We start from the raw sequence: 17,323 nt of genomic DNA, 5'->3' as shown, positions 1-17,323 counted from the left end.
GGAAGGGGACTTAACACCATGGCTATCTTCCTTACCAAGGACAGCAAGGTCATCGTCCAGGGCATGACCGGCGCCGAGGGCATGAAGCACACCCGCCGCATGCTCGCCTCCGGCACCCAGATCGTCGGCGGTGTCAACCCGCGCAAGGCCGGCACCACGGTCGACGTCGACGGCACCGAGATCCCGGTCTTCGGCTCCGTCGCCGAGGCCATGAAGGAGACCGGCGCCGACGTCTCCGTCCTCTTCGTGCCGCCGGCCTTCACCAAGGCCGCCGTCATCGAGGCCATCGACGCCGAGATCGGCCTGGCCGTCGTCATCACCGAGGGCGTTCCGGTGCACGACACCGCCGCCTTCTGGGCGCACGCCGGTTCGAAGGGCAACAAGACCCGGATCATCGGCCCGAACTGCCCCGGTCTGATCAGCCCCGGACAGTCGAACGCCGGCATCATCCCGGCCGACATCACCACCTCCGGCAAGATCGGTCTGGTCTCGAAGTCGGGCACCCTGACCTACCAGCTCATGTACGAGCTGCGCGACATCGGCTTCTCCTCGGCCGTGGGCATCGGCGGTGACCCGGTCATCGGGACCACCCACATCGACGCTCTCAAGGCCTTCCAGGAGGACCCGGAGACCGAGATCATCGTCATGATCGGTGAGATCGGTGGCGACGCCGAGGAGCGTGCCGCGGCCTACATCGCCGAGCACGTCACCAAGCCGGTCGTCGGCTACGTCGCGGGCTTCACCGCCCCCGAGGGCAAGACCATGGGCCACGCCGGCGCCATCGTCTCGGGCTCCTCGGGCACCGCCCAGGCGAAGAAGGAGGCCCTCGAGGCCGCCGGTGTCAAGGTCGGCAAGACGCCGTCCGAGACCGCCCGCCTGGCCCGCGAGATCATCGCCGCCAAGGGCTGATCCCGGTCACCCGCGCGCCGAGCGCCCCCGCCCCTGTGGGCGGGGGCGCTCGCCGTTCCCGGTGCCGACGGGTCGGCGCGTCAGTGCCCCGGACCGGTGGCGCAGGGCAGCGGCGACCAGGTCGGGCAGACCGCCGGGTCCTGCTGCGGCGGCGGGGCCACGCCCCGGGCCGCGGCCGGCAGCTCCCAGCGCGCGACCGCCTGGGCCTGCGGCTCCGCCACCACCGCCTCCAGCCCCGGCGTCGGACTGCACCACAGGCTGGTGATGCCGTTCGGCGCCCCGCCCGGCAGCAGCGGCACGCCCGGGGCCTCCACCTCCGCCGTCGGGGCCGGCACGCAAAGCGCGGGGACCGGCTGCTCCGGCCGGTGGAACAGCGCCGCCGGGCGCAGCCCGGAGAGCGTCGCCACCGTCGCCCCGCCCACGGCCACCGTCAGCAGCACCGCCGCGCCCGTCCGGGCGGCCGTGCCCATCCGGTGCTTGGCCCGCAGCACCGGTACCGGCGCCCGGTGCGGCTCCGGGCAGCCCCGCACCGCCGCCCGGTGCAGCAGCCCGCTCAGCCCGTCCGCGAACCCCGGCGCCGCCGGGTCCGGCCCCACCAGCTCCGGCACCCACTGCGCCAGCGCCGCCCGCGCGGCCCACACCCGCCCCTCGGCGGCCGCCCGGGTCGACTCCACCTCCACCGCGACGGCCGCCGCCGGCAGCCCCAGCCCGTCGTGCAGCACCAGCGCCCGCCGCTGCGGCCGGGACAGCCGCCGCAGGGCCTTCAACAGCGCCTTGTCCCGGTCGGTCAGCCGGTCGTGGTCCGGCAGCACCGACTGGGCCTCGTCGGCCGGCCGGACCCGGATCCGCCGGTGCGGCAGCGTCCACGCGTGCACCCGCCGGGGGCCGCCGCGCCGCCACGGCGACAGTGCCAGCTCGCAGGCCCGCACCCGCACCCAGCCCTCCGGATCGCCCGAGCCGACCACCCCGCCCCAGTCCTGCCGGGCCTCCCCGAACGCCCGCCGCACGCAGTGCACCGCGCGGTGGCGGCAGGCGGTCAGCAGGAACACCTGCTGCACCAGCCGGGTGTGCGCGGCCTCGTACAGCTCCTCGAAGCTCTCCGTCAGGTCCCGTCCGTGGCCCGCCTCGCTGAGGGCCGCGCTGATCCGTTCACGGGAGTCGGCGACGTCGCGCCCGCCGGGGGCGGAATCGGGACCGGGACCGGACGCGGCCGCGGGCCGGGCGGCCGCGGGTGGCTGCGGAGCGGCCGGTCCCGGGGCGGCGGTCGGGGCGGTGACTGCGGCGGCGGTGGGGGCGGTGGGGGTGCCCGGCTTGCGCGCGGCTCCCTGTGGGCCGCGCGCCCCGTCCGCGGGACGACGGCGCCGACCCTCGGGCTTGCCCGGGGCGGGCCCTGGACGCGCGGACGGGCCCTGCTGCTGGGCCTGGTGCTGGGCCTGGTGCTGGCCCTGGTGCTGGCCGGACTGCTGGCTCGGCCCGGAGGCCGCCGGGGTGCCGGGCTCGCCGTGCGCCGTCGACCGGCCGGGCCCGGGCCCGGCACCGGGTCCGGTGCCGACGCCGGGGGAGCGGTGGCGGCGGTCGCTGTCGGTGCCGGGTTTCCCGCCGGTCGGGGTGGTCTTGGTCATGCCGCTGCGTTCTCCCGGGGCAGTGGGGGCCACTCGCGTACGGTCGGTGCCGGTGGGGGCGGCCGGGGGGCGCCGGCCCGGGCCGGTCGGGGGTGCGGTCCTGAGCAGGGCGATCGCGGCGGCTTCGGTGGGGCAGCCGAGTTTGCGCATGGCCCGGTGCAGATAACTGCGGGCGGTCGCGGTGGTGACGCCGAGTGCGGCGGCGGTGTGATCGAGGCCGTGTCCGGCGGCCAGGTGGGTGAGGGCCTGGGCCTCACGGGGGGTCAGCTTCCGCAGGGGATCGGTGGCACGGGCGGGTGGCGTGGTCATCAGACGCTCCGGGCCGGGGCGGCGGCGGCTTGGGGGCAGGGTCTGAAAAGGCGCATAAGACAATAATCTGGGACACGGCGGCGGTTTGCCGGTTCACGGAGCATGGCGAGTCGCCTTGGCACCATGAGGCGCATGACGCAGCTGATGGGCCGTCCGCTCCTGGAAGTGCCCGGCGAATTGGGTGGACGCCCGGCGCTGGCCGACCTGTTGGCGGGGGTGCGGACGGCGCTGGTCGGTCTCGCGGTGGTCGGGGTGCCGGTCCTCGGGCTCTGGGTGGCGACGCCGTACGCGGACTCCGATGCGGCCGGCGCCACCCGGTTGGCGGGTGCGCTCTGGCTGCTCGGGCACGGCGCGCCGGTCCTGCGCGGCGGCGCGGACGCCCCGCTGACGGTCACTCCGCTGCTGCTCGGGGCCCTGGCCGTGGTGCGGCTGTACCGGGCGGGGGCCGGGGTGGCGGCACGGCGGGGGCTGCGCTCGCGCTGGGGCGGCCCGCTGGCGCTCTGGGCGGGGTACTGCGCGGTGGCGGTCGTGGTGGCGCTGCACAGCGCGGGCGCCGGGCTGTTCCGCAGCCGGGTGCTGCCGGACCTGCTGGTGGTGGGCCTGGTGGCCGGGCTGGCGACGGCGGCGGGCGTACGGTCCGGCGGAGCCGCCGGGACGGAGAGGACCGGCAGGACGGAGGGGGCCGACGGCGTGGGGTGGATCCATGCCGAGGCGCTGTTCGACCGGCTCCCGCCGGGCTGGCGGCCGACCGGGGGCACGCCCGCGGTGTGCCGGGCGGCGGGCGCGGCCGCGGCGGGGCTGCTCGCGGCGGGCGGGCTGCTGGTGGCGGTGGCGGCGGTGCTGGACGCGGTGGCCGGGGGCGGGCGCGGGATGGCGCTGCTCGGCGGCGGGCCCGCCGCGCTGGTCGGGCTGCTGCTGGTCACCGTGGTGCTGCTGCCGAACGCGGTGCTGTGGGGCGCCGCGTACGCGCTGGGCCCGGGCTTCGAGGTCGGCGCCGGGTCGCTGGTGTCGCCGGGCGGGACGGAACTCGGCGCGGTGCCGGAGTTCCCGCTGTTCGCCCTGCTGCCCCAGGAGGGCCCGGGCGGCTGGCGGCTGGCCGCGCTGCTGCTCCCGCTGCTGGCGGGGCTGGTGCCCGCGCTCCTGCTGGGCCGGGCGGCGGCGGGCCGGCCCTCCCCGTCGGGCGGGGGCGGACCGTGGCCGCCCGCGGCGACGGCGACGGCGGCCCTGGCGGCCGCGCTGCTGCTCGGCGCCGGGGCGACGGTGCTGGGCTGGCTGTCCGGCGGGGCGCTGGCGGCCGAGCGGATGGCCCGGCTGGGACCGGTGCCGTGGTGGACGGGCCTGGCGGCGGCGGGCTGGCTCGCCCTGGTGGCGGTGCCGGGCGCCCTGCTGGTGCGGTACCGCGCGCTCGGCCCCGCCCCGGCCGAGGACCCGGCCGAGACACTGGACGACGACCCGGCCGGCGCTCCGGCCGGGGACCTGGTCCGGGCCCCGGCGTCCGGCGCGGGCGCCTACGCCCGGCTCGCGACCCGGACGCGCCGGAGCGCACTGCGGCTGCGCGCCGGTGCCCACGCCCTCGTGCTGCGGCTGTCCGCCCGGCGCCCCGCCGACTGACCCCGGTCGGGCCGGCCGTTCGGCGTTCCCGCCCCTGGGCGCTCCCGTTCCTGGGCCCTGCCCGCTACTCGGCGTTCCCGCTGAAGTCCACGTACCACTGCGGCGCGTACCGGTCGCAGTTCTCGGCGCCGACGTTGGTGAGCGAGTCCCGCACGCAGGTGACGTAGTCCCGGTAGTGGACGCTGAGCCCGATCACCGAGGTGGCGACCACGACGGTCATCGCGCCGGTGAGGATCCCGGCGAGCGCGGCCGGGGTGAGCGGGTTCGGCGCCGGGGCGCCGCCGGGGCCTGCCTGGCCGTACGGGCCGGTCTGACCGTACGGGCCTGCCTGGCCGTACGCCCCGGCCGGCGCCGCCGCGGGAGCCGGGGCGGCCGCGGCCCGCCCGGCCCGGAGCGCGCCGACGCCCCAGACGATGCCGAGCACGCCGGCCAGCAGGGCGATCCAGTGGAAGCCGGTGAACAGGGAGACCAGCGCGAACGGTCCGGCCAGCGCGGCGTTGCGCGCCTTGCGGTGGGCCGGGTTCGCCAGGTCGAGCCGGGGCGGCTGCGGACCCTGGGGGCGACGGCCGGGCCCACCCTCGCCGGGGCCCGGTCCCCACTGCTGCGGGTGCGGCGGGCGGTCGCCGCCGGGACCGCCGGACTGGCCGCCGTCGCCCTCCGGACCCTGGCCGGGCCAGGGGCTGCGCGGCCGCCACGGCTGGTCCGGGGCGTCCGCGGGCGGCGGCGCGAAGGGGTTGCGCTCGTCGGTGTCGTCGCCGCTGCTCATGGGTTCAGCCGTTCCTTCTCGGTCGGGGCTCGTGCGGAGGGTCGTGCTCGGGGGCGGTCTCCTCCGCCCCAATGATCCCGCAAGCGTTCGAGGGTCCGTCGGGGGCCTGCCCGTACCGGGGCCGGTCGCCCGCAACTCCGGTGCGCAGGGCCCGAGGAGATCCCCGTCTCAACTACGCGCGTAGCGCCGTAGGGAGGGTGCAGGGGGCCTCCGACCAGCCGTTATCGTGGTGACGGTCAGCAGCTCCCACGGGTTCCCCCGGTCCCGCGTCGCGGCGGGTTCTCCTGGTGTTCCCCCTCGCTCGACCTGCCGTTCGTAGTGGCCCCACCGCCGGTGGACGTACCAGCGGGCGGCGCCCGACCTACGGAGAATCGCGCAGTGGCCGCCGCCCCCGCCCAGCTCTTCCCGCCCCGTACGCCCGGACCGGCCCGCCTGGTGGTGCTGGTCTCCGGCTCCGGTACCAACCTCCAGGCCCTGATCGACGCCGCCGCCGACCCGGCGTACGGCGCCGGGATCGTGGCCGTGGGCGCGGACCGGGACGGGATCGCCGGCCTGGAGCGTGCCGAGCGGGCGGGCCTGCCGACCTTCGTCCACCGGGTGAAGGACTTCGCGGACCGGGCCGACTGGGACCGCGCGCTGACCGCCTCCGTCGCCGCCCACCAGCCCGACCTGGTGGTCACGGCCGGCTTCATGAAGATCCTCGGCCCCGAGTTCATCGCGGCCTTCGCGGGGCGGATCGTCAACACCCACCCCGCACTGCTGCCGTCCTTCCCCGGTGCCCACGGCGTCACCGACGCGCTCGCGTACGGGGTGAGGGTCACCGGCTGCACCGTCCACCTGGTCGACGCCGGAGTGGACACCGGGCCGATCATCGCGCAGGGCGTCGTCGAGGTGCTCGACGCCGACCACGCCGATGGCGGCGACGCGCTGCACGAGCGCATCAAGACTGTCGAGCGCAAGCTGCTCGTCGACGTCGTGGGCCGGCTGGCCCGCGAAGGTCACCGCATCGAGGACCGAAAGGTATGGATCCCGGCATGAGCGCGAGCTCCACCACGCCCCCCGTTTCGGAGAACATCCGTCCGATCCGTCGCGCGCTGATCAGCGTGTACGACAAGACCGGTCTGGAGGAGCTGGCCCAGGGCCTGCACGCCGCCGGGGTCGCCATCGTCTCCACCGGCTCCACCGCCGGCCGGATCGCCGCCGCCGGCGTCCCGGTGACGGAGGTCTCCGAGCTGACCGGCTTCCCGGAGTGCCTGGACGGGCGCGTGAAGACGCTGCACCCGCGCGTGCACGCCGGCGTGCTCGCCGACCTGCGCCTGGAGTCGCACCGCGCGCAGCTGGCCGAGCTCGGTGTCGAGCCCTTCGACCTGGTCGTGGTGAACCTCTACCCGTTCAAGGCCACCGTCGCCTCGGGCGCCACCCCGGACGAGTGCGTCGAGCAGATCGACATCGGCGGCCCGAGCATGGTCCGCGCCGCCGCCAAGAACCACCCGTCGGTGGCCGTCGTGGTCGACCCGGCCCGCTACGCCGACGTGCTGACCGCCGTCCGCGAGGGCGGCTTCGACCTGGCCACCCGCAAGCGCCTGGCCGGTGCCGCGTTCGCCCACACCGCCGCCTACGACGTGGCCGTCGCCTCCTGGTTCGAGGCCGGCTACGCCCCCAGCGACGAGCGGTTCCCCGAGTTCCTGGGCGCCACCTGGGAGCGCCAGAACGTGCTCCGCTACGGCGAGAACCCGCACCAGGGCGCCGCGCTGTACAGCGACGGCACCGGCGGCCTGGCCGGTGCCCAGCAGCTGCACGGCAAGGAGATGTCGTACAACAACTACGTCGACACCGACGCCGCCCGCCGCGCCGCGTACGACCACGCCGAGCCGGCCGTCGCGATCATCAAGCACGCCAACCCGTGCGGCATCGCGACCGGCGCCGACGTCGCCGAGGCGCACCGCAAGGCGCACGAGTGCGACCCGGTCTCCGCGTACGGCGGCGTGATCGCGGTCAACCGCCCGGTCACCGTCGAGCTGGCCGAGCAGATCGCCCCGATCTTCACCGAGGTCGTGGTGGCCCCCGGGTACGAGGACGGCGCGGTCGAGGTGCTGGCCCGGAAGAAGAACCTGCGGGTGCTGGTCGCCCCCGGGGCCCCGGCCAACCACCAGGAGGTCCGCCCGATCTCCGGCGGCGTGCTGCTCCAGGACGCGGACCGGGTGCAGGCCGAGGGCGACGACCCGGCGAACTGGACGCTGGCCGCCGGCGAGGCGCTGTCCGCGGCCGAGCTGGCCGAGCTGGCCTTCGCCTGGCGGGCCTGCCGGGCCGTCAAGTCCAACGCGATCCTGCTGGCCAAGGACGGCGCCTCGGTCGGCGTCGGCATGGGCCAGGTCAACCGGGTCGACTCCTGCAAGCTCGCGGTCGAGCGGGCCGGCGAGCGGGCCAAGGGCTCGTACGCCGCCTCGGACGCCTTCTTCCCGTTCCCGGACGGCCCGGAGATCCTGATCGCCGCCGGTGTCCGGGCGATCGTCCAGCCGGGCGGTTCGATCCGTGACGAGCAGGTCGTCGAGGCGGCCCGGGAGGCCGGCGTGACGATGTACTTCACCGGCGCCCGCCACTTCTTCCACTGAGCGGCACGAAGCGGCCCGGTCCCTCGGTCGAGGGGCCGGGCCGCTTCGTCGTGGTCGTACCGCGTGCTCAGTAGCGCGGCCGGTTGAACCAGCCGGAGCCCTCCTGGGTGCACATGGCGGTGATCCAGATGATGCTGATGGCCAGCCACAGACCGGCCATCACGTAGCCGATGGCGGTGCCGGCGCTGACGGCGCCCGCCAGGATCAGCAGGCCGACCAGGCTGCCGAGCGAGCCGTACACGATGGTGGTGATCCGGACGTTGTTGCCGCCCTTGCCGAACTTGGCGCCCAGCGTGATGGAGAGCGCGGCGAACAGCGCGAACAGGACCGCGACGACGATCAGGATGCCGGCGGCGGCGTCGCCCAGCGCGGTGAACGGGTTGTCGCTGGTGGTCGCCTTGGCCGTGTTGGTGACGTCCTTGGCGGCGGCACCTATGAGCAGGTAGACGAGCGCGAGGATCGCCTGCACACCGCCCACGATGAACAGCAGCACCCGGGCGGTCGTCACCAGGCCCGGCATGGACTGCGGCACGGCCGGCGCGTAGCCGTAACCGGGGGCCGCCTGGGGCGGGTAGCCGTAGCCCGGCGCGGGCGGCGGCGGGGCCTGCTGCGGGTAGCCGTAGCCCGGCGCGGGCGGCTGCTGGCCGTACGGGTTGTTCGGGTCGGGCGGGTAACTCATGGATGCCTCCGGGCAGTTGCGGGAACGCGGGGACGGGACGGCGGAGGGCCCGGTTGCGGTCGGCGAGTCGGGTCGCCGACGGAACGGGACGGTATCGGAGCGCGGTGACAGCCCGGCGGCGGTGACGGGCGCGGCCGGCTCAGTGCTGTGACGGGCGAGTGATCGAACGCGAGGACGGGCACGGCGCGGTGAGGGCGCCGTGGCGGTCTGGCTGCGCGGTGTGCTGTGGTCGGATCACTGGCTCTTTCCCCCGGGTACGCCCTGCTGCGGGGCCGTCGGCCCGTCACCGGGCCCGGTCGCGGCAGGGGATGCCCGCATATCGTCAACCGGACGGCAGCGCGCTGTCCAGCCGGTTGTGGGCGTGGTGCGGAGACTGTGGCGCAACCGCAACGTGGTGCGGGCCTTCCGTGCCCGTCCGGTCGCCGGGGCGGCCCCGGTACGGGAGGCGGCCGCGATCCGGGAGAATGGGGTCATGACTGCCCAGATTCTCGATGGCAAGGCCACCGCCGCCGCGATCAAGTCCGAACTCGCCGCCCGCGTGGCGGCCCTCAAGGCGAAGGGCGTCACGCCCGGCCTCGGCACCGTCCTGGTCGGCGACGACCCGGGCAGCCGCTGGTACGTCAACGGCAAGCACAAGGACTGCGCCGAGGTCGGCATCGCCTCGATCCAGCGCGAGCTGCCCGCCACCGCCACCCAGCAGGACGTCGAGGACGTCGTCCGCGAGCTCAACGCCGACCCGACCTGCACCGGCTACATCGTCCAGCTGCCGCTGCCCAAGGGCCTGGACCAGAACCCGGTCCTGGAGCTGATGGACCCGGACAAGGACGCCGACGGCCTGCACCCGACCTCGCTCGGCCGGCTGGCCCTGGGCATCGAGGGCCCGCTGCCGTGCACCCCGCTGGGCATCGTCGAGCTGCTGCGCCGGCACGAGGTCGAGATCGACGGCGCCGAGGTCGTCGTGGTCGGCCGCGGCGTCACCGTCGGCCGCTCGATCGGCCTGCTGCTGACCCGCCGCAGCGAGAACGCCACCGTGACCCTGTGCCACACCGGCACCCGGGACCTCGGCGCGCACCTGCGCAAGGCCGACATCATCGTGGCCGCCGCGGGCGTGCCGCACCTGGTCAAGCCGGAGGACGTCAAGGCGGGCGCCGCGGTGCTGGACGTCGGCGTCAGCCGCAGCGAGGGCAAGATCGTCGGCGACGTGCACCCGGGGGTGGCCGAGGTGGCCGGCTGGATCTCCCCGAACCCCGGCGGCGTGGGCCCGATGACCCGCGCGATGCTGCTCAACAACATCGTCGAGGCGGCCGAGCGCCGCGCCGGCGTCTGACCCCCGAGGGACGGCGAGCATGACTGAACCGCGTCCGGCGCGGTCCCGGCAACGGCCGGTCAAGACCACCGGCACCCTGCCGCCCGAGGGGGCCGCCCCGGCCCTCGGGCGCGACCACGCCCTGCCGGTCCGGCAGTGGCCGATAACGCTGGTCCTGTCGGTGGTCGGCGCCGGCCTCGCGGTCACCTGGTTCGCCGACTTCAAGGACGGCTTCAAGTACGGGCTGCTGATCCTCGGCGGCGGCGTACTGCTCGGCGCGGTGCTGCGGCTGGTGCTGCCCGAGGTCGGGATGCTGGCGGTGCGCAGCCGCTTCACCGACGTGATCGTGCTGGCCTTCCTGGGCGCCTCGATCGTGCTGCTGACCCTGGTCGCGCAGCCGAACCCGTGGCTGGAGGTCCCGCTGCTGGACAACATCGGCCAGCTGATCGGCCGGCCCAAGCACTGATCGGCCGGCCCGAGCACTGAGCCGCGGCTCGGCAGCGCCGAACCGCGATCGGGCGCCGTGCGCCGCGGCCCCGCCCGGGACTCCCGGGCGGGGCCGCGGAGTGTTCCGGGCCCTCCCGGGCGGAGCCCGCTGTGACGCATCAGCCACGCCCGCACACGCGGCGTACGCTTCCCTTTGCGATAACCTGACGCCGGTCTCTCGATGTCGAGAGATCATCCTCGGCTCCAGTGCGCCGGTGTGCCTGGGGCACCTGGCGATTTGCTGGAGAAGGTAGAAATGACCCGCACCCCCGTCAACGTCACCATCACCGGAGCGGCCGGCCAGATCGGCTACGCGCTGCTCTTCCGCATCGCCTCGGGCCACCTGCTCGGTGCCGACGTGCCGGTGAACCTGCGCCTCCTGGAGATCCCGCAGGGCCTCAAGGCCGCCGAGGGCACCGCCATGGAGCTCGTCGACTGCGCGTTCCCGCTGCTGCGCGACATCACCATCACCGACCAGCCGAACGTGGCCTTCGACGGCGCCAACGTCGCGCTGCTGGTCGGCGCCCGCCCGCGCACGGCCGGCATGGAGCGCGGCGACCTGCTGTCGGCCAACGGCGGCATCTTCGGCCCGCAGGGCAAGGCCATCAACGCCCACGCCGCGGACGACATCAAGGTCCTGGTCGTCGGCAACCCGGCCAACACCAACGCCCTGATCGCCCAGCGCAACGCCCCGGACGTCCCGGCCGAGCGCTTCACCGCGATGACCCGCCTGGACCACAACCGCGCGGTCGGCCAGCTGTCCGGCAAGACCGGCGCCCTGGTCTCCGACATCAAGCGCGTCACCATCTGGGGCAACCACTCCGCGACCCAGTACCCGGACATCTTCCAGGCCGAGATCGCCGGCAAGCCGGCCTTCGAGGCCGTCGGCAGCGACCAGGCCTGGCTGGAGAACGACTTCATCCCGACCGTCGCCAAGCGCGGCGCGGCCATCATCGAGGCCCGCGGCGCCTCCTCGGCCGCCTCGGCCGCCAACGCCGCCATCGACCACGTGCACACCTGGGTCAACGGCACCGCCGAGGGCGACTGGACCTCCATGGGCGTCGTCTCCGACGGCTCCTACGGCGTCCCGGCCGGCCTGATCTCCTCCTTCCCGGTCACCACCAAGGACGGCAAGTTCGAGATCGTCCAGGGCCTGGAGATCTCCGACTTCTCCCGCGCCCGCATCGACGCCTCGGTCAAGGAGCTGACCGAGGAGCGCGACGCGGTCCAGGAGCTGGGCCTCATCTGAGCCCCGCCGCACGGCCCTTGCGACGGCCCGCCACCCCCGCCCGGGGGCGGCGGGCCGTCTGCTGTCCTCCGGGATGCTCCGACCCGGTGCTTCGCCTCCGGGGCGGGTGTTCGCCCGCTCGCCCCCGGGGTGGAGGCCCGGGCCGGGACACCTCGGCCGCCTACACTGGCCCGCTGTGAACGAAACCCTCGGGGACGCCGCGCTCGTCCTCGTCTTCATCCTGTTGGGCGGCCTGTTCAACGTCGCGGAGATCTCGCTGATCTCGCTGCGCGAGGGCCAGATCCGGACGCTGGAGGCGCACGGCACCCGGCGCTCGGCCCGGGCCGCGCACCTGGCCGCCGACCCCAACCGCTTCCTGGCGGCCGTCCAGGTCGGCGTGACCTGCATGGGCTTCCTGTCCGCCGCGTTCGGCGCGGACACCCTGGCCGGCAAGGTCGCCCCGCTCTTCGTCCGGGCGGGGCTGTCCCAGGGGGTGGCGGACGCCCTCGCCCTGGTCGGCCTGACCCTGCTGATCAGTTACGTCTCGCTGGTGCTCGGCGAGCTCACCCCCAAGCGGATCGGCCTGCAGCGCGCCGAGTCCATCGCGGTGATCGCCGCCCCCGTGGTGGACGTGATGTCGGTGGCGCTGCGCCCGGTGATCTGGCTGCTCGGCCACTCCACCAACCTGATGGTCCGGCTGTTCGGCGGCGATCCGGCGGCCGGGCGCGGCTCGATGAGCTCCGAGGAACTGCGCGGCCTGGTCGCCTCCAACACCGAACTGGGGAGCGACGAACGGGCGTTGATCGCGGACGTGTTCGCCGCGGGGGAGCGCCAGCTGCGCGAGGTGATGGTCCCGCGCACCGAGGTGACCTTCCTGGACGCGGAGCGCCCGCTGGCCGCCGTACGGCACCAGTCCGAGACCTCGCCGCACTCGCGCTACCCGGTGGTCGAGGGCAGCGCCGACGCGGTGGTCGGCTTCGTGCACGTCCGGGACCTCTACGGCGCCCGCGGCGAGCAGGCCGTCAAGGTCCGCGACCTGGCCCGCCCGGTCAAGCTGCTGCCCGGCACCAAGCGGGTGCTGGAGGCGATGGGCGAGATGCGCCGGGAGGGCCACCACCTGGCGATCGTGGTGGACGAGTACGGCGGCACCGCCGGCATCGTGACCCTGGAGGACCTGGTCGAGGAGGTGATCGGCGAGATCCGGGACGAGTACGACCGGCCGGAGTCCGCGCCGACCCGCCGACTGGCCGGCGGCGGCACGGAGCTGGACGGCCTGCTCAACCTCGGCGACTTCACCGAGGAGACCGGCGTCACCCTGCCCGAGGGGCCGTACGAGACGGTGGCCGGCTGCCTGGTGGCCTCGCTCGGCCGGCTGCCCCGGGACGGCGACCAGGCCCGGATCCCGGTCGAGGGCGGCGGCGCGGTGCTGCTGACGGTGGCCAAGGTGGAGGGCCGGCGGATCGCCCGGGTGAGGGTGAGTGCGGTCACACCGGAGGAGCCAGCGGGGGCGGAGGTTTCCTGAGCGACCGGGGGAACTGGAAGAATGGCCCGCATGGTCAACGCAGCGGTCACCGGTCCGGTCAAGGATCGCCCCCGGGTGCTCTCCGGGATCCAGCCCACCTCCGGCTCGTTCCACCTCGGCAACTACCTGGGCGCCGTGCGCCAGTGGGTCGACCTGCAGAAGGAGAACGACGCCTTCTACATGGTCGTCGACCTGCACGCGATCACCGTGCCGCAGGACCCGGTGACCTTGCGCCAGAACACCCGGGTGTCCGCCGCCCAGCTGCTCGGCGCCGGTCTGGAGCCGGAGCACTGCACCCTCTTCGTCCAGTCGCACGTGCCCGAGCACGCGCAGCTCGGCTGGGTGATGAACTGCCTCACCGGCTTCGGCGAGGCCTCCCGGATGACCCAGTTCAAGGACAAGTCCTCCCGGTACGGCGCCGACAGCACCACCGTCGGCCTGTTCACCTACCCGATCCTGCAGATCGCGGACATCCTGCTCTACCAGGCGGACGCCGTCCCGGTCGGCGAGGACCAGCGCCAGCACGTGGAGATCACCCGCGACATCGCGGAGCGGTTCAACTCGCGCTACGCCCCCACGTTCACGATCCCCAAGCCGTACATCCTCAAGGAGACGGCGAAGATCATGGACCTCCAGGACCCGGGCATCAAGATGAGCAAGTCGGCCTCTTCGGCCAAGGGCCTGGTCAGCCTGCTGGACGAGGCGAAGGTCAGCGCCAAGAAGTTCAAGAGCGCCGTCACCGACACCGGCACCGTGGTCTCCTACGACGAGGAGCAGAAGCCGGGCGTCTCCAACCTGCTGCGGATCCACTCCGCGCTCAGCGGCCAGTCGGTCGAGCAGCTGGTCGCGCACTTCGAGGGCAAGATGTACGGCGCCCTCAAGACCGAGCTGGCCGAGCTGTTCACCGAGTGGGTCACCCCCTTCCAGGAGCGCACCAGCACCTTCCTGGACGACCCGGCCGAGCTGGACCGGGTGCTGGCGATCGGCGCCGAGAAGGCCCGCGCGGTGGCCTCCGAGACGCTGGCGACCGTGTACGACCGGATCGGCTTCCTCCCGGCCGCCAAGCGGTGACTCCGCTCTCGCGCATGCCCGATGGTGGCGACCTCCCGGAGGTCGTCACCATCGGCGTGTCCGTGAGCGTGCCGGACCCGCACGGCGCGCGGATCCAGGACGCCCGGGCCGGGCTCGGGGACCCGCAGGCCCGCTCGATACCGACGCACGTCACGCTGCTGCCGCCCACCGAGGTGCCGGCCGAGCTGCTGCCGAAGATCGAGGACCACCTGTCGGCGGTGGCCGCGGCGCACCGGTCGTTCCGGATGCTGCTGCGCGGCGCCGGCACCTTCCGGCCGGTCTCCCCGGTGGTGTTCGTCCGGGTCGAGGAGGGCGCGCACGAGTGCCGGCTGCTGGAGGCGGGCGTCCGGTCCGGCCCGCTGGCCCGCGAACTGGCCTTCCCGTACCACCCGCACGTGACGGTGGCCCACGGCCTGTCGGAGGACGCGCTGGATCGCGCGTACGAGCAGGCGCGCGGGTTCCGGGCGTCCTTCCCGGTGCCGGGCTTCTCGCTCTCCCGGTTCGACGCGGACGAGGTCTGGCGGCCCTGGCGGGCCTACCGGTTCTCCTGAACTACCCCGCGGTGCGGCCGAGTTCGATCATCCGGTCGACCACCCGGCGGGCCGCGCCGCCGTCGTCCAGGGCGCAGTGCGCGGCCCGGAAGCGCCGGTAGCGCTCCGCGTAGCCGGGCACCGACCGCTCGCCGCCGTCGGCGAGTTCGCGCAGCGCGCCGAGCAGTTCCGCGGAGTCCGGCACCAGCGGGCCGGGCGCGTCCGCCTCGAAGTCGAAGTAGAAGCCGCGCAGGGTGTCGCGGTAGTGCTCCAGGTCGTAGGTGAAGAAGTAGACCGGGCGGCCGGTGATCGCGAAGTCGAACATGATCGACGAGTAGTCGGTCACCAGTACGTCCGCGATCAGCAGCAGGTCCTGCGGGTCGGGGAAGTCCCCGCAGTCGAACAGGAAGCCGTCGCCGGCGCCGGGCAGCGGGTCGCGCACGTGCGAGTGCGGGCGGACCAGCAGCACGTGGTCCTCGCCGAGCAGCCGGCGGGCGTGGTCGAGGTCGAGCCGCAGGTCGAGCCGGAAGCCGTCGCCGTCGCCGCGCTGCTGGTCCTCGCGCCAGGTCGGCGCGTACAGCACGACCCGCTTGCCCTCGGGGATGCCGAGCCGGCGGCGGACGGCCGCGGCGGCCCGCGGGCCGGGCCGGGCCAGTACGTCGCCGCGCGGGTAGCCGGACTCCAGTACCTCGCCGTCGTAGCGGAAGGCGCGCTGCAGGATCGGGGTGGCGAAGGGGCTGGGGGAGAGCAGCAGGCTCCACTGCGGGGTCTCCCGGTCGAGCGCCTCCAGGTAGCCGTGGTCGGCGAGCCAGGGGTTGTCGACGTCGTGGGCGATCCGCTTGAGCAGCGAGCCGTGCCAGGTCTGCACCACGACCTGGCCCTCGCGGCGCTCCAGGAAGTCCGGGAAGTGGGTGTTGCCGACCAGGTACCGGCAGGTGGCCAGCGCCCGGTACCACTGGGGGCTCCAGATCCGGATCGGGACGACCCCGGGCGGCAGTTCGGCCTGGCCGTCGTCGACCACCCACAGGTGCTCCAACGGCTCGCCGCGGCGCACGAGTTCGGCGTGCACCGCGCGCGGGGAGTCGGCGTAGCCGCGGCCGCCGAACACGTCGTACAGCACCGCCTCGCGCAGCGGCTCGCGGCGGGCCGCCGGGTACTGCTCGGTGCGCAGCCGGGCCTGGGTCCAGGCGCTGCGCTCGGTGGCGTCGAGCACCGGGGTGGAGTCCACCAGCAGGGTGTCGTGCCAGCGGCGTTGCAGCAGGACGTCCTTGCCACCGGTGGTCGCGGTGGCGGGCAGGGCGGGCAGCACGGTCGGGGCGGCGAGCAGCGGCCGGGCCGGGCCGGAGCGGTCGGCCGGCTCCAGGGTGGCCTCCCAGACGCCCTTGCGCAGCGGCAGCACGGCGCCGTCGGAGCCGGTGCGGGTGGCGGGCACCCGGACCCGGAAGCGGCCGTCCGGCTCGGGCTCGACGGGGGTGCGGACCTCGCCCGCGGTGCCGCCGTGCCGCAGGACGAGCTCCAGTCGGTCGGCGGCCGGGTCCGGGCAGTGGCCGGACAGTTCGAAGCCGCCGAAGTGGACCGCGATCCGGTCGACCACCCCGGCGGCGGGCTGGACGCAGACCTGGAGCCGGCCGTCGGCGAGGTGCTTGAGGTAGAGCACCCGGTCCGGGGTGTGCGGCAGCGGGTACTGGCCGGCCACCGGGCCGCCGCGCTCGTCCAGGCAGAGCTGTTCGGTGCCGCCGTCGGGGCGCAGCAGCTCGACGTCCCAGTGCTCCAGGTCCTCTCGGCCGCGGCCGTCGGCGGTGAGCGGCCGGTACGGCAGTTCGACGGCGAAGGTGTTTCCGGTGCGGGTGAGCGGCTGCTCGACCACCGCGTCGCTCTGCCGGTGCCGCAGCCGCAGCACGGTGCCGGCCGGGCAGTGGTCGGCGCCGCCGTCCAGCCGGATGCCGTCGGCGGCGGGCTCGGCGCGGTCGAGCCGGGCGCCGGGGCGTTCCAGCCGCAGCTGCAGCCGGTCGTCCTCGAAGTACGGCTGGAGGCGGACGTCACGGTCCACCCAGCGGGCCGGCGGGTACTCGCCGGAGCCGCACCAGTGGGGGGCGAGGGTGCCGTACTGGCGGCGCAGCCGGGTGGGGCGGGGGCGGGTGAACAGGGTGGTCCCGATCTGCCAGTCGCCGAGCAGCCAGCGGTCGTCCCGGCGCAGTCGGGAGGGTTCCAGCAGGACGGTGAAGCCGGACCAGTCGTGGTTGTGCTCCGGCTGGGCGCTGTCGTCGGTGACCTCGGGCAGCCTGCGGGGCTTGGAGCGCAGGTGGAGCGGTGGTTCGGCCGCGTCCTCGTGGCGCAGGGTCAGCCAGGTCCAGGCGGAGCCGGGGCGGCCGGTGTCCAGGTCCAGCGGGCGGGCGAAGCCGGTGAGCTCCAGCCCGCGGCCGTGCCAGCGGGCGCGCAGCAGTCCGAACGCCACGTCCTCGTCGACGGCAGGCCGACCGTCGGCCACCCGGGGGGCGGCGTGCGGCAGAACGAACCGGGTGAGCGAAGACATGGTGCCGAAGGCCCTTCGGGACGGGATCCCGGTCATGGCGGTGGCCGGGAGGCCGCCGTGCCGGTGTCGGCCGGACCGGGGCCGATTTGTTATCCCATCCCGGGAGGCCACCTCGGGTCAACTGTACGGTTCGTAGAAT

14 protein-coding genes are annotated in these 17,323 nt (G+C 74.8%); 10 read left to right on the top strand and 4 right to left on the bottom strand.

Features of this window, described 5'->3' with window-relative positions:
• The first annotated feature begins 18 nt into the window (after positions 1–18).
• A complete protein-coding gene (gene sucD / locus ACFV8H_RS07545; RefSeq protein ID WP_375882209.1) occupies positions 19–909 on the top strand; it encodes a succinate--CoA ligase subunit alpha in 891 nt (296 codons plus the stop codon).
• Between the two features lie 80 nt (positions 910–989).
• On the opposite strand, the gene ACFV8H_RS07540 is transcribed toward sucD, so the two are convergent.
• On the bottom strand, positions 990–2,840 hold the full coding sequence (locus ACFV8H_RS07540) for a LuxR C-terminal-related transcriptional regulator (protein ID WP_380397326.1): 1,851 nt from the start codon (positions 2,838–2,840) through the stop codon (positions 990–992).
• 132 nt (positions 2,841–2,972) lie between these two features.
• Here ACFV8H_RS07540 and ACFV8H_RS07535 point away from each other — a divergent pair, with 132 nt between their 5' ends.
• Positions 2,973–4,451 (top strand): DUF6350 family protein, encoded by a 1,479-nt coding sequence (locus ACFV8H_RS07535; RefSeq protein WP_380397324.1) that lies wholly within the window; start codon positions 2,973–2,975, stop codon positions 4,449–4,451.
• 64 nt (positions 4,452–4,515) lie between these two features.
• Here the strand turns inward: ACFV8H_RS07535 and ACFV8H_RS07530 are convergent, their stop codons facing one another.
• Complete coding sequence (locus ACFV8H_RS07530; protein WP_380397322.1) at positions 4,516–5,217, bottom strand: hypothetical protein; 702 nt, start codon at positions 5,215–5,217, stop codon at positions 4,516–4,518.
• A gap of 378 nt (positions 5,218–5,595) precedes the next feature.
• Here ACFV8H_RS07530 and purN point away from each other — a divergent pair, with 378 nt between their 5' ends.
• Together purN and purH are read left to right on the top strand one after the other, a co-directional pair.
• A complete protein-coding gene (purN, locus tag ACFV8H_RS07525; protein ID WP_375882217.1) occupies positions 5,596–6,255 on the top strand; it encodes a phosphoribosylglycinamide formyltransferase in 660 nt (219 codons plus the stop codon).
• On the top strand, positions 6,252–7,829 hold the full coding sequence (purH, locus tag ACFV8H_RS07520) for a bifunctional phosphoribosylaminoimidazolecarboxamide formyltransferase/IMP cyclohydrolase (protein ID WP_375882220.1): 1,578 nt from the start codon (positions 6,252–6,254) through the stop codon (positions 7,827–7,829). Before purN ends, purH begins: the two co-directional genes overlap by 4 nt.
• Before the next feature lie 67 nt (positions 7,830–7,896).
• Here purH and ACFV8H_RS07515 read toward each other — a convergent pair whose 3' ends face one another.
• Entirely contained in the window at positions 7,897–8,508 is a 612-nt protein-coding gene (locus tag ACFV8H_RS07515; protein ID WP_380397319.1) for a hypothetical protein, read from the bottom strand.
• A gap of 472 nt (positions 8,509–8,980) precedes the next feature.
• On the opposite strand from ACFV8H_RS07515, the gene ACFV8H_RS07510 reads away from it, so the two are divergent.
• The 6 genes from ACFV8H_RS07510 (at position 8,981) to ACFV8H_RS07485 (ending at position 14,672) form a co-directional block, all read left to right on the top strand.
• Entirely contained in the window at positions 8,981–9,835 is an 855-nt protein-coding gene (locus ACFV8H_RS07510; protein ID WP_375882225.1) for a bifunctional methylenetetrahydrofolate dehydrogenase/methenyltetrahydrofolate cyclohydrolase, read from the top strand.
• 19 nt (positions 9,836–9,854) lie between these two features.
• Positions 9,855–10,280 (top strand): DUF3017 domain-containing protein, encoded by a 426-nt coding sequence (locus ACFV8H_RS07505; protein WP_380397317.1) that lies wholly within the window; start codon positions 9,855–9,857, stop codon positions 10,278–10,280.
• Between the two features lie 276 nt (positions 10,281–10,556).
• Positions 10,557–11,549 carry a malate dehydrogenase gene (locus ACFV8H_RS07500; RefSeq protein WP_375882229.1) on the top strand — a complete coding sequence of 331 codons (993 nt, stop codon included), beginning with the start codon at positions 10,557–10,559 and terminating at the stop codon, positions 11,547–11,549.
• 175 nt (positions 11,550–11,724) lie between these two features.
• Positions 11,725–13,050: a hemolysin family protein gene (locus ACFV8H_RS07495; protein ID WP_380397315.1), complete on the top strand. Its 1,326-nt coding sequence runs from the start codon at positions 11,725–11,727 to the stop codon at positions 13,048–13,050.
• A gap of 30 nt (positions 13,051–13,080) precedes the next feature.
• On the top strand, positions 13,081–14,121 hold the full coding sequence (trpS, locus tag ACFV8H_RS07490) for a tryptophan--tRNA ligase (RefSeq protein ID WP_375882234.1): 1,041 nt from the start codon (positions 13,081–13,083) through the stop codon (positions 14,119–14,121).
• 14 nt (positions 14,122–14,135) lie between these two features.
• A complete protein-coding gene (locus ACFV8H_RS07485) occupies positions 14,136–14,672 on the top strand; it encodes a 2'-5' RNA ligase family protein (protein WP_380397313.1) in 537 nt (178 codons plus the stop codon).
• A gap of 1 nt (position 14,673) precedes the next feature.
• On the opposite strand, the gene ACFV8H_RS07480 is transcribed toward ACFV8H_RS07485, so the two are convergent.
• Complete coding sequence (locus tag ACFV8H_RS07480) at positions 14,674–17,184, bottom strand: CDP-glycerol glycerophosphotransferase family protein (protein WP_380397311.1); 2,511 nt, start codon at positions 17,182–17,184, stop codon at positions 14,674–14,676.
• Positions 17,185–17,323: the final 139 nt, after the last annotated feature.

Source organism: Kitasatospora sp. NPDC059827 (assembly GCF_042731675.1).
GTDB lineage: Bacteria > Actinomycetota > Actinomycetes > Streptomycetales > Streptomycetaceae > Kitasatospora.
Note: the sequence above shows the minus strand (reverse complement) of the source record. Positions and strands in the feature narration are given on the sequence as shown.

What these genes read in the sequence shown, in the direction of transcription:
- sucD (WP_375882209.1), top strand. Translation starts at nt 19, where the DNA reads ATGGCTATCTTCCTTACCAAGGACAGCAAGGTCATCGTCCAGGGCATG.
- ACFV8H_RS07540 (WP_380397326.1), bottom strand. Translation starts at nt 2,840, where the DNA reads ATGACCACGCCACCCGCCCGTGCCACCGATCCCCTGCGGAAGCTGACC.
- ACFV8H_RS07535 (WP_380397324.1), top strand. Translation starts at nt 2,973, where the DNA reads ATGACGCAGCTGATGGGCCGTCCGCTCCTGGAAGTGCCCGGCGAATTG.
- ACFV8H_RS07530 (WP_380397322.1), bottom strand. Translation starts at nt 5,217, where the DNA reads ATGAGCAGCGGCGACGACACCGACGAGCGCAACCCCTTCGCGCCGCCG.
- purH (WP_375882220.1), top strand. Translation starts at nt 6,252, where the DNA reads ATGAGCGCGAGCTCCACCACGCCCCCCGTTTCGGAGAACATCCGTCCG.
- ACFV8H_RS07515 (WP_380397319.1), bottom strand. Translation starts at nt 8,508, where the DNA reads ATGAGTTACCCGCCCGACCCGAACAACCCGTACGGCCAGCAGCCGCCC.
- ACFV8H_RS07510 (WP_375882225.1), top strand. Translation starts at nt 8,981, where the DNA reads ATGACTGCCCAGATTCTCGATGGCAAGGCCACCGCCGCCGCGATCAAG.
- ACFV8H_RS07505 (WP_380397317.1), top strand. Translation starts at nt 9,855, where the DNA reads ATGACTGAACCGCGTCCGGCGCGGTCCCGGCAACGGCCGGTCAAGACC.
- ACFV8H_RS07500 (WP_375882229.1), top strand. Translation starts at nt 10,557, where the DNA reads ATGACCCGCACCCCCGTCAACGTCACCATCACCGGAGCGGCCGGCCAG.
- trpS (WP_375882234.1), top strand. Translation starts at nt 13,081, where the DNA reads ATGGTCAACGCAGCGGTCACCGGTCCGGTCAAGGATCGCCCCCGGGTG.
- ACFV8H_RS07485 (WP_380397313.1), top strand. Translation starts at nt 14,136, where the DNA reads ATGCCCGATGGTGGCGACCTCCCGGAGGTCGTCACCATCGGCGTGTCC.
- ACFV8H_RS07480 (WP_380397311.1), bottom strand. Translation starts at nt 17,184, where the DNA reads ATGTCTTCGCTCACCCGGTTCGTTCTGCCGCACGCCGCCCCCCGGGTG.